This window comes from Streptomyces sp. TRM70350 (genome assembly GCF_019219825.1).
In the GTDB taxonomy this organism is placed as follows: domain Bacteria; phylum Actinomycetota; class Actinomycetes; order Streptomycetales; family Streptomycetaceae; genus Streptomyces.
In genome coordinates, this window is the sequence record NZ_JAHUXH010000002.1 from 226,545 (window position 1) to 240,778 (window position 14,234).

A 14,234-nucleotide genomic window follows, 5' to 3' on the forward strand; every position below is an offset into this window, starting at 1 on the left:
CCGCACCTCTGCGCCGCGCGGGCGGAGAAGCGAACGAAGGGACACTGTGAACGGCACCTCGACCCTGCTGATCGTCGTCGGTCTCTTCCTCGTCGGCGGCGTGATCTCCTTCGTCAAGCAGAAGATGCCGAAGGGCCTGATCGTGCTGCTCTCCATTGGCGCCGCGATGTGTCTGGTCGCGGGCGTCCTGCGGTTGGAGGTCTGGAATTGAGCGCCCCCAAGAGCGTCGTGGTCTTCGACTACGGCTTCGGCAATGTGAGGTCGGCCGAACGCGCCCTCGCGCGCGTGGGTGCGGACGTCGAGATCACGCGCGACTTCGACAAGGCCATGAACGCGGACGGCCTCCTGGTGCCGGGCGTCGGCGCCTTCGCCGCCTGCATGAACGGCCTGCGCGAAGCCCGCGGCGACTGGATCGTCGACCGCCGCCTCTCCGGCGGGCGCCCCGTGATGGGCATCTGCGTCGGCATGCAGATCCTCTTCGCCCGGGGCATCGAGCACGGCGTCGAGACCGAGGGCCTCGACGAGTGGCCCGGCGCGGTGGAGCCGCTGCAGGCCGACATCGTGCCCCACATGGGCTGGAACACCGTCGAGGCGCCGGCCGGCTCCGAGCTGTTCGCCGGGCTGGACGCGGACGCGCGTTTCTACTTCGTGCACTCCTACGCCGTCCACGACTGGACGCTGGAGACGCACAACCCCGCCTTCACGGCCCCCAAGGTCACCTGGTCGACGCACGGCAAGCCCTTCGTGGCCGCCGTCGAGAACGGCGCCCTGTGGGCCACGCAGTTCCACCCCGAGAAGTCCGGCGACGCCGGAGCGCAGCTGCTCACCAACTGGATCGGAACCCTGTAGAGACATGGCCAAGCTCGAACTCCTCCCCGCCGTCGACGTCCGCGACGGCCAGGCCGTCCGCCTCGTGCACGGCGAGTCCGGCACGGAGACCTCGTACGGCTCCCCCCTGGAGGCCGCCCTCGCCTGGCAGCGGGCGGGCGCCGAGTGGCTGCACCTGGTCGACCTGGACGCCGCCTTCGGCACCGGCGACAACCGTCAGCTGATCGCCGAGGTCGCCGAGCGCATGGCGGAGCTGCACATCAAGGTGGAGCTGTCCGGCGGCATCCGCGACGACGACACCCTCGCCGCCGCCCTGGCCACCGGCTGCACCCGCGTGAACCTCGGCACGGCCGCCCTGGAGACCCCCGAGTGGGTCGCCAGGGTCATCGCCGAGCACGGCGACAAGATCGCGGTGGGCCTGGACGTGCGGGGCACCACGCTCCGCGGCCGCGGCTGGACCCGCGACGGCGGCGACCTCTACGAGACGCTGGAGCGCCTCAACAAGGAGGGCTGCGCACGCTACGTCGTCACCGACATCGCCAAGGACGGCACGCTGCAGGGCCCGAACCTGCAGCTGCTTCGCGATGTGTGCGCGGCGACCGACCGCCCGGTCGTGGCCTCCGGCGGCGTGTCCTCGCTGGCCGACCTGCGGGCGATCGCCGGGCTCGTGCCGCTCGGTGTCGAGGGCGCGATCGTCGGGAAGGCCCTGTACGCGAAGGCGTTCACCCTGGAAGAGGCCCTGGAGGCAGTGTCGTCATGACGTCCGATGCCGTACGGCGTGTGCAGAGCGGAAGTCCCTGGGAAGAGTCCTTCGGTTTCGCACGCGCCGTCGCGGCGGGCGACCGCGTCCTGGTGGCGGGCACGACGTCCTTCAAGGGCAGCGTGCTGTACGGGGAGGGCGACCCGTACGAACAGGCCAAGGTGGCCTTCACCAGCGCGATCGAGGCGCTCGGCGAGTTCGGGCTCGGTGTCGAGTCCGTGATCAGGACCAGGATGTATCTGGCGCATCTGCGGGACGTCGACGAGGTGGGGCGGGCCCACAAGGAGCTGTTCGGCTCCGTACGGCCCGTGACGACCCTGCTGGTCGTGGAGGGCTTCGTCGACCCGCGGGTCCTGGTCTCAGTGGAAGTGGAAGCATTCAGAGGAGCCGTGAACTCATGACCCTGGCGGTCCGAGTCATCCCCTGCCTGGACGTCGACAACGGCCGGGTCGTCAAGGGTGTCAATTTCCAGAACCTGCGCGACGCGGGCGACCCCGTCGAGATGGCCAAGGTGTACGACGCCGAAGGCGCCGACGAGTTGACGTTCCTGGACATCACCGCGTCCTCGGGCAACCGCGAGACGACCTACGACGTGGTGCGCCGCACCGCCGAGCAGGTGTTCATCCCGCTGACCGTCGGCGGCGGCGTGCGCACCGCCGAGGACGTGGACCGGCTGCTGCGGGCGGGCGCCGACAAGGTGGGCGTCAACACGGCGGCGATCGCGCGTCCGGAGCTGATCCGGGAGATCGCGGAGCGGTTCGGCCGGCAGGTGCTGGTGCTGTCCGTGGACGCGCGGCGGACCCCTTCGGGAAGCTTCGAGGTGACCACGCACGGGGGCCGCCGGGGCACCGGCATCGACGCCGTCGAGTGGGCGCACCGGGCCGCCGAGCTGGGCGCCGGAGAGATCCTGCTCAACTCGATGGACGCGGACGGCACCAAGGACGGCTACGACCTGGAGATGATCTCCGCCGTCCGCAAGCACGTCACCGTGCCGGTGATCGCCTCCGGTGGCGCCGGCAAGCTGGCCGACTTCCCCCCGGCCATCGCGGCGGGCGCGGACGCCGTCCTCGCGGCCTCGGTGTTCCACTTCGGCGATCTGCGGATCGGCGAGGTCAAGGAGACGCTGCGGGCGGCGGGGCATCCCGTCCGGTGAAGTGATGTCCCAGCGGAGGCAAGCCCCGGTCGCCAGGGCGGCCGGGGCTTACATGTGGGCAGATGCGAAAGAGAAGTTGCGCAAAATCAATTGTGCAATTTTTCTTTCCTGCCTACGCTGAGGTCATGCCGGACAAAGGGAACCGACGGATCACCGACCTGGGCACGCTCAAGGCCCTCGCACATCCGCTGCGCATGCAGCTCTACCGGCTGCTGTACGTCAACCGCACCGCGACCGCCTCGCAGCTGGCCGACCAGGTCGACGAAGCCGTCTCTCTGGTCAGCTACCACCTGCGCAAACTCGCCGACCACGGGCTGATCGAGGAGGCCGAGCCGCAGAGCGAGGACGGGCGCGAACGTTGGTGGCAGCCCGCCTCGGACGGCGTCAGCATCCGCGGCGAGGACTTCCGGGACGCCCCGGAGAAGGCGGCCGCGCACACGGCCGCCTCCCGGCTGATCTACGCGCAGCGCAGCGAGTTCTACCGCCGCTACCTCGACCAACGGCTGCACTGGGGCGCCGACTGGAACAGCGCGGCCTTCGACTCCGAGTACGCGTCCCGGCTGACGGCCCCCGAACTGGCCGAGCTCGCCCAGGAGATGCACGCCCTGCTCAAGAAGTACGACGAGAAGGGCCGGGCCGCCGAAGCCGCCGGAGACACCGAAGGGCGTGAGCACATCGCGCTGCACGTGTACGGATTCCCGTTCCGCCTCTGAGAGGGCCCTCCGCCTTGACCACCGTGTCCGCGTTACGCGCCGACGCACCTGCCGCCGAGCGCCCCGCCCACCGCGACGGCAACGTCCTGCGCTGGCTCGCCGCCTACACCTCCTCGATGGTCGGCGACAGCGTCTACTACATCGCCCTGAGCTGGACGGCCGTTCAGGCGGGCACACCCGCGCAGGCCGGCCTCGTGATGTCGGTCAGCGCACTGCCGCGGGCCGTCCTCATGCTGGGCGGGGGAGTGATCGCCGACCGGTTCGGGCCGCGCCGGGTCGTCATCGGCAGCGACGCCGTGCGCTGCGCCGCTGTGCTGGCGACGGCCGTCCTGCTCCTCCTCACCGGCCCCGGCCTGTGGCCGCTGGCCGTGCTCGCCCTGGTCTTCGGCACCGTCGACGCCGTGTTCATGCCCGCGGTGGGAGCGCTCCCGGCACGGATCACGGCCAGGGGCCAGCTCGCCCGGGTCCAGGGCATGCGCGGCCTCGCGATCCGCTTCGCCCACGTCGTGGGAGCCCCGCTCGGCGGACTCGGCATGGCACTGGGCGGTGCCGCGGCCGCGTTCGGCCTCGCCGGGCTGCTGATCGCCGTGTCGGTACCGCTGCTGGTCGCCGTACGGATCCGGGAACTGCCCGCCGACGACACCGCCGAGAAGTCCCGGAGCACCGCCTGGCACGACATGGTCGCCGGCCTGCGTCACATCCGGCGGCACCGTGTCCTCGGGCCCCTCATGCTGGCCGTCGCCCTCGGCAACCTCGGCTTCATCGGCCCGCTCAACGTGGGCCTGACGCTGCTGGCCGACGAGCGTGGCTGGGGCGCCGCCGGGATGGGCTGGGTGCTCGCCGGCTTCGGAACGGGCGCCGGACTCGCCTCCCTGCTGCTGACCGTGCGGGGGCGGTTGCCGCACGCCGGACAGGTTCTCGCGTACACCGCCCTCGCGGGCAGCGTCGCGATCGGGGCCCTGGCCCACGTCCCGAACGTCGTCGCGGCCGCCGGAACGGCACTGCTCGTCGGGTTGCTCGCAGGGCTGAGCGGCGCCCTGTGCGGGGCGCTGCTGCAGACCCAGACCGAACCGGCCTGCCTGGGCCGCGTCAGCGCCGTGTCCGCACTGATCAGCCTCGGCTTCGCCCCGCTCACCATGCCGCTGACCGCCGCGGCGATCGGGGTGTGGGGCACCGGACCCGTCTTCACCGGCAGCGCGGCGATCAGCGGACTCGCCGGGGCCGTCGCCCTTGCCGTGCCCGACCTGCGCCGCGCCGAACTCCCGGAGTGATCCGTCAGATGCCCAGCTGCTTGGACTCGTGCAGCCTGTCGATGGCTTCCTGGTCGCCGTCCACGTCGACCTTCGCCGCGCTCTGCCGGCCGTACAGGAACAGCAGCAGCTCCGACGGCTCACCGGTCACCGTGACCACCGGCGTGCCCCGGTGGGCGACCGCCGTCTGGCCGTCGGGGCGGCGCAGCACCAGGCCCGTGGGGGCGCCGCGGCCCATCAGGCGGGCGGTGCGCTCCAGCCGGGACCACAGGGCGTCCTGGAAGACCGGGTCGAGCTCGCGGGTCGTCCAGTCGGGCTGCGCGCGGCGGACGTCCTCGGTGTGGACGTAGAACTCGATCGTGTTCGACATCTCGTCGATCGGTTTGAGCTGGAAGGGTGAGAAGCGCGGCGGGCCGGTGCGGAGGAGCTGGATCAGCTCCTCGTACGGCTTCGCCGTGTACTCCTCCATCACCTTCTCCAGGCGGGGCGCGAGCTGCTTGATCAGTATGCCGCCGGCGGCGTCCGGGCGGCGTTCGCGCACCACGACGTGCGCGGCCAGGTCGCGGGTCAGCCAGCCCTCGCACAGGGTGGGGGCGTCCGGACCGGCGGTTTCCAACAGGTCGGCGAGTAGAAGCCGTTCACGCTTGGCAAAGGTCGACATGGAGTCAGCCTACGACCGGGCGTCCGGTCCGCCCAGTGGACGCCGTCCGGCCCTGTCAGTGGTGCGCGGCACAATGGCATCCATGACCAGTACGCCGACCAGCGCGCCGCCGCCCAGCAGCCTCGCCCCCGAGATCGCCGCGCGCCTCAAGCGCAGCGCCGACGGCCTCCTGCCCGCCATCGCCCAGCAGTACGACACCGGTGAGGTGCTGATGCTGGGCTGGATGGACGACGAGGCCCTGCACCGCACGCTCACGACGGGCCGCTGCACGTACTGGTCGCGCAGCCGCCAGGAGTACTGGGTCAAGGGCGACACCTCGGGACACGTCCAGCACGTGAAGTCCGTGGCCCTGGACTGCGACGCCGACACGGTGCTCGTCAAGGTGGACCAGGTGGGTGCCGCCTGCCACACGGGCGCGCGCACCTGCTTCGATTCCGACGTCCTGCCGCTGGGTCAGTAAGGTCGGCCGCCATGGACCTAGAGACGTTCCGCAAGCTGGCCACCGACCGCCGCGTCATCCCCGTCACGCGCAAGCTCCTGGCCGACGGCGACACACCGGTCGGGCTGTACCGCAAGCTCGCCGCCGAGCGCCCCGGCACCTTCCTGCTGGAGTCCGCGGAGAACGGCCGCTCCTGGTCCCGCTACTCCTTCGTGGGCGTCCGCAGCGCCGCCACCCTCACCGAGCGGGACGGCCGGGCGCACTGGCTGGGCGAGCCCCCCGTGGGCGTGCCCGTCGACGGCGACCCGCTGGCCGCCCTGCGCGCCACCGTCGAGGCCCTGCACACACCCCACCAGGACGGCCTGCCGCCCTTCACCGGCGGCATGGTCGGCTACCTCGGGTACGACATCGTCCGCCGCCTGGAGAAGATCGGCCCCGGCGAGCGGGACGACCTGAAGCTGCCCGAGCTGACCATGCTGCTGACCAGCGACCTCGCGGTGATGGACCACTGGGAGGGCTCGGTCCTGCTGATCGCCAACGCGATCAACCACAACGACCTCGCCACCGGCGTCGACGAGGCCTACGCCGACGCCGTGGCCCGCCTCGACGCCATGGAGGCCGACCTCACACGCGCGGTGGCCCAGCCGCCGGCCGTGCTGCCGCCCTCCGAGCTGCCGGAGTACAGCGCGCTGTGGGGCGGCCCCGACTTCCAGGAGGCCGTCGAGGACATCAAGGAGCGCATCCGGGCCGGCGAGGCCTTCCAGGTCGTACCGTCGCAGCGGTTCGAGACGCCGTGCACGGCGAGCGCGCTGGACGTGTACCGGGTGCTGCGCGCCACGAACCCGTCGCCGTACATGTACCTGCTCCGCTTCGAAGGCTTCGACGTCGTCGGCTCCTCGCCGGAGGCGCTGGTCAAGGTCGAGGACGGGCAGGCCATGGTCCATCCCATCGCCGGGACCCGGCCCCGGGGCGCCACCCCCCAGGAGGACCAGACCCTGGCCGAGGAACTGCTCGCCGACCCCAAGGAGCGCGCGGAGCACCTCATGCTGGTCGACCTCGGCCGCAACGACCTCGGCCGGGTCTGCGAGCCCGGCTCGGTGGAGGTCGTCGACTTCATGTCCATCGAGCGGTACTCGCACGTGATGCACATCGTCTCCACGGTGACGGGACGGGTGGCGCCGGGCCGTACGGCCTTCGACGTCCTGACGGCCTGCTTCCCTGCGGGCACCCTCTCCGGCGCGCCCAAGCCGCGCGCGATGCAGATCATCGACGAACTGGAGCCGTCCCGGCGCGGCCTGTACGGCGGCTGCGTCGGCTACCTCGACTTCGCCGGCGACTCCGACACCGCCATCGCCATCCGCACGGCCCTGCTGCGCGACGGCACCGCGTACGTCCAGGCGGGCGCGGGCGTCGTCGCCGACTCCGACCCCGTCGCCGAGGACACGGAGTGCCGCAACAAGGCGGCGGCGGTCCTCCGCGCGATCCACACGGCGAACCGGCTCGCACAATAGGGCGCTTCTCACGTGAACCCCGGGTGACGGTTCACGCGAAGGGCAGGCGATAGTGGAGTACGTGACTGCTGTTCCTCACCCCCGTACCGAAGCCGCCGCCTCCGCCCGGGCCGGTCGGCGGAGTCTGGCCCTGGCCCTGCTGTGCGGCGCGCTCGGCGCGGCCGTGGCGTTGCTGGCCACCCGTCAGCAGTGGTCGGAGGGCACCGCGACGGTGGCCGGCGGCGCCTTCCCGCTGACCGCCAGGGGCAGCGACGTCACCGGCGTCCCCGCCGCGCTCGCCATAGTGGGCCTGGCCGCGCTCGTCGCCGTCTTCGCCGTCCGCCGGGCCGGCCGCCTCGCGGTGGCCGGGCTGCTCGCGCTGTGCGGCGCGGGCACCGTCGCCGCCGCCCTGTCCGGCGCCTCCGACAGCTCCGCGCTCGACGAGAAGGCCGCGCAGGCCTCCGGCGACACCTCCGCCACCGTGGACGCCCTCACCCACACCGCCTGGCCGTACGCCGCGGCCGTGGGCGGCGCCCTGATCCTGCTCGCCGGACTACTCGCCCTGCGCTACGGCCGCCTGTGGCCCGCGATGTCCGGCCGCTACGAGCGAGGCGGCGCCCCCGGCACGCGCCGTACCGCCCCGTCCACCGACCCCGACCGGCCCGAGGACCTCTGGAAGGCCCTGGACCGCGGCGAGGACCCGACGGGCACCGGCCCGGCGTAGACACCGGGCCGTCCCGCCCGGTGTGGCGAAACAGACGCACTCGGGGTCAGCCCCCCGCGCACGGCACGCGCACGCGTACGGGACAATGAAGGACGAGCGTCCGGCTCACACACGCACACAGCAACGAGGAGCAAGCAATGGCGGACAGCAGCCACGGGCACGGTCACACCCCCGCCGCCTGGACCGGTGTCATCATCGCCTTCATCGGTTTCTGCGTCGCGGGCGCCTTCATGGTGATGGACAACCCGCTCGGCTTCTGGGCCGGTATGGCGATCGTGGTCCTGGGCGGTGTCGTCGGCTGGATCATGCGCGCGATGGGCCTGGGCGCGCCCAAGGCGCAGCCCCTCAAGATGACGTCCGGCGCCACGCAGCCCGCGCGGACCGTGACCACGCGCGAGCCGGTCGCCGCCGAGAGCTGATCCTGCCCGTACGGCCTTCCGCCGCGACCTCGTCGAGGGGCGGCCCGGCGCGACGCCGGACCGCCCCTTACGCGCGTCCGCGCCGGGCCGGGCACAATGCGGAGCATGAACGCCGACAGCCGCAGCACTCCCACCAGACGGCTGGCCGCCCCCGTCGGCGTCCTCGGGGCCGTCGCCGCCGCCTTCGCCTACGTGGGCGCCGTGGACCCCAACGAACCCGGCCACTACCCCGTCTGCCCGCTGCTGCGGTTCACCGGCCTGTACTGCCCCGGCTGCGGCGGCCTGCGCAGCGCCCACGCCGTCGTGCACGGCGACCTCCCGGCGGCGCTGCACGCCAACGCCCTGGCCGTCGCCGGCTATCTGCTCTTCGCCGTGCTGTGGACCGTCTGGGTGGTCCGCGCGGCACGCGGCCGTCCGCTCCTTCTCGACCTGCGGCCCGCGTACCTGTGGAGCGCGGGCGCGTTGCTGCTGCTCTTCACCGTTGTCCGGAACCTGCCCTTCGGTGGCTGGCTCCATCCTTGATCAATTGATGGATGTCCAGGTACTGGGACCGGCGTCAACCGGATGCGAGGCCTTCGCCCGGCTCCGGATACCATCGCAGTGACCACCGGTTTTGTTCTTCGGTGCCGCTGTGACAGTCAACCGTCTGGAAGGGGGCCACTCGCGTGAGTGTGCTCGACGAGATCATCGACGGAGTCCGTGCCGACCTCGCGGAGCGGCAGGCGCGCGTGAGCCTCGACGAGCTCAAGGATCGCGCGGCGAAGGCCCCCGCGGCCAAGGACGGACTGGCCGCCCTGCGCGGCGACGGCGTCCAGGTCATCTGCGAGGTCAAGCGGTCCAGCCCCTCCAAGGGCGCGCTGGCCGCGATCGCCGACCCGGCCGGTCTCGCCGCGGACTACGAGGCGGGCGGCGCGGCCGTCATCTCCGTCCTCACCGAGCAGCGCCGCTTCGGCGGCTCCCTCGCCGACCTGGAGGCGGTCCGCGCGCGTGTGGACATCCCCGTGCTGCGCAAGGACTTCATCGTCACCTCGTACCAGCTGTGGGAGGCCCGGGCCTACGGCGCCGACCTCGCGCTGCTGATCGTCGCGGCCCTCGACCAGCCCGCCCTGGAGTCCCTGATCGAGCGGGCGGTGTCCATCGGGCTCACCCCGCTCGTCGAGGTGCACGACGAGGACGAGGTCGACCGCGCGGTCGACGCGGGCGCCAAGCTCATCGGCGTCAACGCCCGCAACCTCAAGACGCTGGAGGTCGACCGCGGCACCTTCGAGCGGGTCGCGCCGGAGATCCCGGACGGCATCGTCAAGGTCGCCGAGTCCGGCATCCGCGGCCCGCACGACCTCATCGCCTACGCCAACGCGGGCGCCGACGCGGTCCTGGTCGGCGAGTCCCTCGTCACCGGCAAGGACCCCAGGACGGCGGTGTCCGACCTGGTTGCCGCGGGCGCCCATCCCGCACTGCGGCACGGCCGGGGCTGATCCCCGGTAGGCTGAGCGCCGATGAATACGACGATCACCCTGACGGCCAGGGACCCGTACGCCCGCCTCGCGCGCGGCTGCAGGCCCCGAGGCTGCCGCGCTCCCGCACGCCGGGTACACGGCCGCCGGGTCCGCTACGTGATCGGTGACGAGCCTGGGCAGGTCAACGGCCGCCGATGGCAGCCGGCCTTCAGGGGCGCGGGGAACTGCGCGACCAGCCACTGACGGCGCGCAGTCATCTGATAACCCCGCCCCCACGGCGATTAGTGTCTTTTCCACGCACTCACCGTGAGGTTTCCGCATGCCCAGCCAGTTCTTCATCCCCGACCCGGAGGGTCAAGTCCCCAGCGCGGAGGGCTACTTCGGCGCATTCGGCGGCAAGTTCATCCCGGAGGCCCTCGTCGCCGCCGTCGACGAGGTCGCCGTCGAGTACGACAAGGCCAAGCACGACCCCGAGTTCGCCCGCGAGCTCGACGACCTGCTCGTCAACTACACCGGCCGCCCGAGCGCCCTCACCGAGGTGCCCCGGTTCGCCGAGCACGCCGGTGGCGCGAAGGTGTTCCTCAAGCGCGAGGACCTCAACCACACCGGCTCCCACAAGATCAACAACGTCCTCGGCCAGGCCCTGCTCACCAAGCGCATGGGCAAGACCCGCGTCATCGCCGAGACGGGCGCCGGCCAGCACGGCGTCGCCACGGCCACCGCGTGCGCGCTCTTCGGCCTGGACTGCACGATCTACATGGGCGAGATCGACACCCGGCGCCAGGCCCTGAACGTGGCCCGCATGCGCATGCTCGGCGCCGAGGTCATCGCCGTGAAGTCCGGCAGCCGCACGCTGAAGGACGCCATCAACGAGGCCTTCCGCGACTGGGTCGCCAACGTCGACCACACCCACTACCTGTTCGGCACCGTGGCGGGCCCGCACCCCTTCCCGGCCATGGTCCGCGACTTCCACCGCGTGATCGGCGTCGAGGCGCGCCGCCAGCTCCTGGAGCGCGCCGGCCGCCTCCCCGACGCCGCCATCGCCTGCGTCGGCGGCGGCTCCAACGCCATCGGCCTGTTCCACGCCTTCATCCCGGACCCGGACGTACGCCTCATCGGCTGCGAGCCCGCCGGGCACGGCGTGGAGACCGGTGAGCACGCCGCCACCCTGACCGCGGGCGAGCCCGGCATCCTGCACGGTTCGCGGTCGTACGTCCTCCAGGACGAGGAAGGCCAGATCACCGAGCCGTACTCGATCTCGGCGGGACTCGACTACCCCGGCATCGGCCCCGAGCACTCCTACCTCAAGGACACCGGCCGCGGTGAGTACCGCGCGATCACCGACGACGCCGCGATGCAGGCGCTGCGGCTGCTGTCGCGGACCGAGGGGATCATCCCGGCCATCGAGAGCGCCCACGCGCTGGCCGGTGCCCTGGAGGTCGGCCGGGAGCTGGGCAAGGACGGGCTGATCGTGGTCAACCTGTCCGGCCGCGGCGACAAGGACATGGACACCGCCGCCCGCTACTTCGGCCTGTACGACACCGACGCCGAGGTCGCCGCCGACGCGGACACCGACACCGCCGAGATCGAGGGGGACGCCAAGTGAGCGGGAACATTCAGCTGCTGAGCGAGACCCTCGCCGCGGCCACCTCCGAGGGGCGCTCCGCCCTCATCGCCTACCTCCCGGCCGGGTTCCCGACCGTGGACGGCGGCATCGAGGCGATCAAGGCCGTCATCGACGGCGGCGCCGACGTCGTCGAGGTCGGGCTGCCGCACAGCGACCCCGTCCTCGACGGCCCGGTCATCCAGACCGCCGACGACATCGCCCTGCGCGGCGGCGTGAAGATCGCGGACGTCATGCGCACGGTCCGGGAGGCCTACGAGGCCACCGGCAAGCCGATCCTCGTCATGACCTACTGGAACCCCATCGACCGCTACGGCGTCGAGCGCTTCACCGCCGAGCTGGCCGAGGCGGGCGGCGCCGGGTGCATCCTGCCCGACCTGCCCGTGCAGGAGTCGGCGCTGTGGCGGGAGCACGCCGAGAAGCACGGCCTGGCGACGATCTTCGTGGTGGCGCCGAGCAGCAAGGACGAGCGGCTCGCGCAGATCACCGCGGCGGGCAGCGGCTTCGTGTACGCCGCCTCGCTGATGGGCGTCACCGGCACCCGCGAGACGGTCGGCGCGCAGGCCCAGGATCTGGTGCGACGGACCCGGGCCACCGGCACCGACCTGCCGGTCTGCGTCGGGCTCGGCGTCTCCAGCGCCGCGCAGGCCGCCGAGGTGGCCGGCTTCGCCGACGGGGTGATCGTCGGGTCGGCCTTCGTCAAGCGGATGCTGGACGCTCCGGACCACCCGGCCGGTGTCGAGGCGGTCCGCGCGCTCGCGGGTGAGCTGGCGAAGGGCGTCCGCGGACAGGCGTAAGCCGACGTAACAAACCAGCAAGTCATACGGGTCCCTCGTACGGGTGGACCTCGGACCGGGGAGGCACGCTGCGCCTCCCCGGTTCGTTCTGCGGGTGTGAGCGAGAAGAACCGTGATGGAAAGCGCACCGCCCGGGAGCGGCTGGCGGTCGAGCGTGAGAAGCACAAGGCGGCGGAGAAGCGACGGCGCGCACTGATCGTGGGCGCGGCGGTCGTGGCCGTCCTGGGCCTGGCCGCGGTGATCGGCGTGATCGCCGCGAACGCCGGCAGGGAGGGCGACGCCGCGGGCCCGGTCGTGGCGCCCTCGGGGGCGAACGGCGAGGACAACCTCGCCATCCCGGTCGGCAGGGACACCGCCGAGTCGACGCTCACGGTCTGGGAGGACTTCCGCTGCCCGGCCTGCCAGTCCTTCGAGCAGACCTACCGTTCGACGATCCACGAGCTGGTCGACGCCGGTCAGCTGAGAGTGGAGTACCGGCTGGCCACGATCATCGACGGCAACATGGGCGGCAGCGGCTCGCGCAACGCGGCCAACGCCGCCGCCTGCGCGCAGGACGCGGGCAGGTTCACGCCGTACCACGACGTGCTCTACGACAACCAGCCGCCGGAGACCGACGACGCCTTCGCGAGCGACGCCAGGCTGATCGAGCTGGCGAGGAAGGTCGACGGCCTGGTCACCCCCGCGTTCCGCACGTGCGTCGAGGAGGGCACGCACAACAGCTGGGTCGACAAGTCCAACGAGGCCTTCAACAAGGGCGGCTTCTCCGGCACGCCGACCGTGCTGCTCAACGGCACGAACATCTACCAGGACCAGACCATGACGCCCGCCAAGCTGAAGCAGCAGGTGCAGGAGGCCGCGCGGGGGTGAGGCGCGGGCCCGGCCCGTTATGGAGCCGTAGCCGGGCTGCCCGGCACCGGGCCTGCCCGGCAGGGTAGCGTCGACCTTGCCATGGAACTTGCCTACATTCCCAGCCCGTCGCGCGGAGTGCTGTACCTCGGCCCCATCCCGCTGCGCGGCTACGCGTTCTGCATCATCCTCGGTGTCTTCGTGGCCGTGTGGTACGGCAACAAGCGCTGGATCGCCCGCGGCGGCCGGTCCGGCACGGTGGCCGACATCGCGGTATGGGCGGTGCCGTTCGGCCTGGTCGGCGGTCGGCTCTACCACGTGATCACGGACTACCAGCTGTACTTCAGCGAGGGCCGTGACTGGGTGGACGCCTTCAAGATCTGGGAGGGCGGCCTCGGCATCTGGGGCGCGATCGCGCTCGGTGCGGTCGGCGCCTGGATCGGCTGCCGCCGCCGGGGCATCCCGCTGCCCGCGTACGCCGACGCCATCGCGCCCGGTATCGCCCTCGCGCAGGCGATCGGGCGCTGGGGCAACTGGTTCAACCAGGAGTTGTACGGGCGGGAGACCGACCTGCCGTGGGCGCTGCACATCACGTCCACGGCGGACGGGCGGGTGCCGGGGTACTACCACCCGACGTTCCTGTACGAGTCCCTGTGGTGCATCGGCGTCGCGGTGCTGGTGATCTGGGCCGACCGGCGGTTCAACCTCGGCCACGGCCGGGCGTTCGCGCTGTACGTCGCCTCGTACTGCGCGGGCCGGTTCTGGATCGAGTACATGCGGGTCGACGACGCCCACCACATCCTGGGCCTGCGGCTGAACAACTGGACCGCGCTGCTCGTCCTCCTGCTGGCCGTGGTCTACATCGTGCTGTCCGCCAGGAAGCGGCCGGGCCGGGAGGCCGTGGTGGAGCCGGGTGCCTCCGACGAGGAGGCCGACGGTGCGGAGAAGGCCGACGAAGAGGCTGAGACCGCGAAGTCCGACGTGGCTGAGGACGAAGCCGGGTCGGCGACGAAGAAGACCTGACGGCCGGTCGTACGTAGGCGAGGGCGCTCGGAGTTTCCGGGCGCCCTCGT

Annotated in this window: 19 protein-coding genes; 18 read left to right on the forward strand and 1 reads right to left on the reverse strand. The window is 71.9% G+C overall.

What is annotated here, in order from left to right; translation table 11 throughout:
• The first annotated feature begins 46 nt into the window (after positions 1-46).
• The 7 genes from KWI83_RS04395 to KWI83_RS04425 all read left to right on the forward strand — a co-directional run bounded on the left by KWI83_RS04395 (position 47) and on the right by KWI83_RS04425 (position 4,725).
• Positions 47-211: a hypothetical protein gene (locus KWI83_RS04395; protein ID WP_218512923.1), complete on the forward strand. Its 165-nt coding sequence runs from the start codon at positions 47-49 to the stop codon at positions 209-211.
• A complete protein-coding gene (gene hisH, locus KWI83_RS04400) occupies positions 208-849 on the forward strand; it encodes an imidazole glycerol phosphate synthase subunit HisH (protein WP_218512924.1) in 642 nt (213 codons plus the stop codon). Before KWI83_RS04395 ends, hisH begins: the two co-directional genes overlap by 4 nt.
• A gap of 4 nt (positions 850-853) precedes the next feature.
• Positions 854-1,588, forward strand: a complete 735-nt coding sequence (priA, locus tag KWI83_RS04405) for a bifunctional 1-(5-phosphoribosyl)-5-((5-phosphoribosylamino)methylideneamino)imidazole-4-carboxamide isomerase/phosphoribosylanthranilate isomerase PriA (protein ID WP_218512925.1) — start codon at positions 854-856, stop codon at positions 1,586-1,588.
• Positions 1,585-1,989: a RidA family protein gene (locus tag KWI83_RS04410; RefSeq protein ID WP_218512926.1), complete on the forward strand. Its 405-nt coding sequence runs from the start codon at positions 1,585-1,587 to the stop codon at positions 1,987-1,989. Before priA ends, KWI83_RS04410 begins: the two co-directional genes overlap by 4 nt.
• The gene (hisF, locus tag KWI83_RS04415) at positions 1,986-2,741 is read left to right on the forward strand and encodes an imidazole glycerol phosphate synthase subunit HisF (RefSeq protein WP_218512927.1); all 756 of its coding nucleotides are present in this window, start codon (positions 1,986-1,988) and stop codon (positions 2,739-2,741) included. The genes KWI83_RS04410 and hisF overlap by 4 nt, the downstream gene beginning before the upstream one ends.
• A 125-nt stretch (positions 2,742-2,866) precedes the next feature.
• Positions 2,867-3,454, forward strand: coding sequence for a transcriptional regulator (locus KWI83_RS04420; RefSeq protein WP_218512928.1), 588 nt, complete (start codon positions 2,867-2,869; stop codon positions 3,452-3,454).
• 14 nt (positions 3,455-3,468) lie between these two features.
• On the forward strand, positions 3,469-4,725 hold the full coding sequence (locus tag KWI83_RS04425; protein WP_256361754.1) for an MFS transporter: 1,257 nt from the start codon (positions 3,469-3,471) through the stop codon (positions 4,723-4,725).
• 4 nt (positions 4,726-4,729) lie between these two features.
• On the opposite strand, the gene KWI83_RS04430 is transcribed toward KWI83_RS04425, so the two are convergent.
• Positions 4,730-5,365: a TIGR03085 family metal-binding protein gene (locus KWI83_RS04430; protein ID WP_218512929.1), complete on the reverse strand. Its 636-nt coding sequence runs from the start codon at positions 5,363-5,365 to the stop codon at positions 4,730-4,732.
• 82 nt (positions 5,366-5,447) lie between these two features.
• Here KWI83_RS04430 and hisI point away from each other — a divergent pair, with 82 nt between their 5' ends.
• The 11 genes from hisI to lgt all read left to right on the forward strand — a co-directional run bounded on the left by hisI (position 5,448) and on the right by lgt (position 14,184).
• Positions 5,448-5,825: a phosphoribosyl-AMP cyclohydrolase gene (gene hisI / locus KWI83_RS04435; protein WP_218512930.1), complete on the forward strand. Its 378-nt coding sequence runs from the start codon at positions 5,448-5,450 to the stop codon at positions 5,823-5,825.
• An 11-nt stretch (positions 5,826-5,836) separates the two neighbouring features.
• The gene (locus tag KWI83_RS04440) at positions 5,837-7,315 is read left to right on the forward strand and encodes an anthranilate synthase component I (RefSeq protein WP_218512931.1); all 1,479 of its coding nucleotides are present in this window, start codon (positions 5,837-5,839) and stop codon (positions 7,313-7,315) included.
• Positions 7,316-7,367: 52 nt separating this feature from the next.
• Positions 7,368-8,018: a TIGR02234 family membrane protein gene (locus tag KWI83_RS04445; protein ID WP_218512932.1), complete on the forward strand. Its 651-nt coding sequence runs from the start codon at positions 7,368-7,370 to the stop codon at positions 8,016-8,018.
• A gap of 137 nt (positions 8,019-8,155) precedes the next feature.
• Positions 8,156-8,437, forward strand: a complete 282-nt coding sequence (locus KWI83_RS04450; protein ID WP_218512933.1) for an HGxxPAAW family protein — start codon at positions 8,156-8,158, stop codon at positions 8,435-8,437.
• A gap of 105 nt (positions 8,438-8,542) precedes the next feature.
• Positions 8,543-8,959 carry a DUF2752 domain-containing protein gene (locus KWI83_RS04455; protein WP_374106271.1) on the forward strand — a complete coding sequence of 139 codons (417 nt, stop codon included), beginning with the start codon at positions 8,543-8,545 and terminating at the stop codon, positions 8,957-8,959.
• Between the two features lie 143 nt (positions 8,960-9,102).
• Positions 9,103-9,912: an indole-3-glycerol phosphate synthase TrpC gene (gene trpC, locus KWI83_RS04460; RefSeq protein WP_218512935.1), complete on the forward strand. Its 810-nt coding sequence runs from the start codon at positions 9,103-9,105 to the stop codon at positions 9,910-9,912.
• Between the two features lie 21 nt (positions 9,913-9,933).
• Positions 9,934-10,137, forward strand: coding sequence for a tryptophan biosynthesis modulator TrpM (gene trpM / locus KWI83_RS40195; protein WP_374106272.1), 204 nt, complete (start codon positions 9,934-9,936; stop codon positions 10,135-10,137).
• 76 nt (positions 10,138-10,213) lie between these two features.
• On the forward strand, positions 10,214-11,500 hold the full coding sequence (trpB, locus tag KWI83_RS04465) for a tryptophan synthase subunit beta (RefSeq protein WP_218512936.1): 1,287 nt from the start codon (positions 10,214-10,216) through the stop codon (positions 11,498-11,500).
• Entirely contained in the window at positions 11,497-12,315 is an 819-nt protein-coding gene (gene trpA / locus KWI83_RS04470) for a tryptophan synthase subunit alpha (protein ID WP_218512937.1), read from the forward strand. Before trpB ends, trpA begins: the two co-directional genes overlap by 4 nt.
• Positions 12,316-12,411: 96 nt before the next feature.
• Positions 12,412-13,182 (forward strand): thioredoxin domain-containing protein, encoded by a 771-nt coding sequence (locus tag KWI83_RS04475; RefSeq protein WP_218512938.1) that lies wholly within the window; start codon positions 12,412-12,414, stop codon positions 13,180-13,182.
• Positions 13,183-13,263: 81 nt separating this feature from the next.
• The gene (gene lgt / locus KWI83_RS04480) at positions 13,264-14,184 is read left to right on the forward strand and encodes a prolipoprotein diacylglyceryl transferase (RefSeq protein ID WP_218512939.1); all 921 of its coding nucleotides are present in this window, start codon (positions 13,264-13,266) and stop codon (positions 14,182-14,184) included.
• The last annotated feature ends 50 nt before the right edge of the window (positions 14,185-14,234 follow it).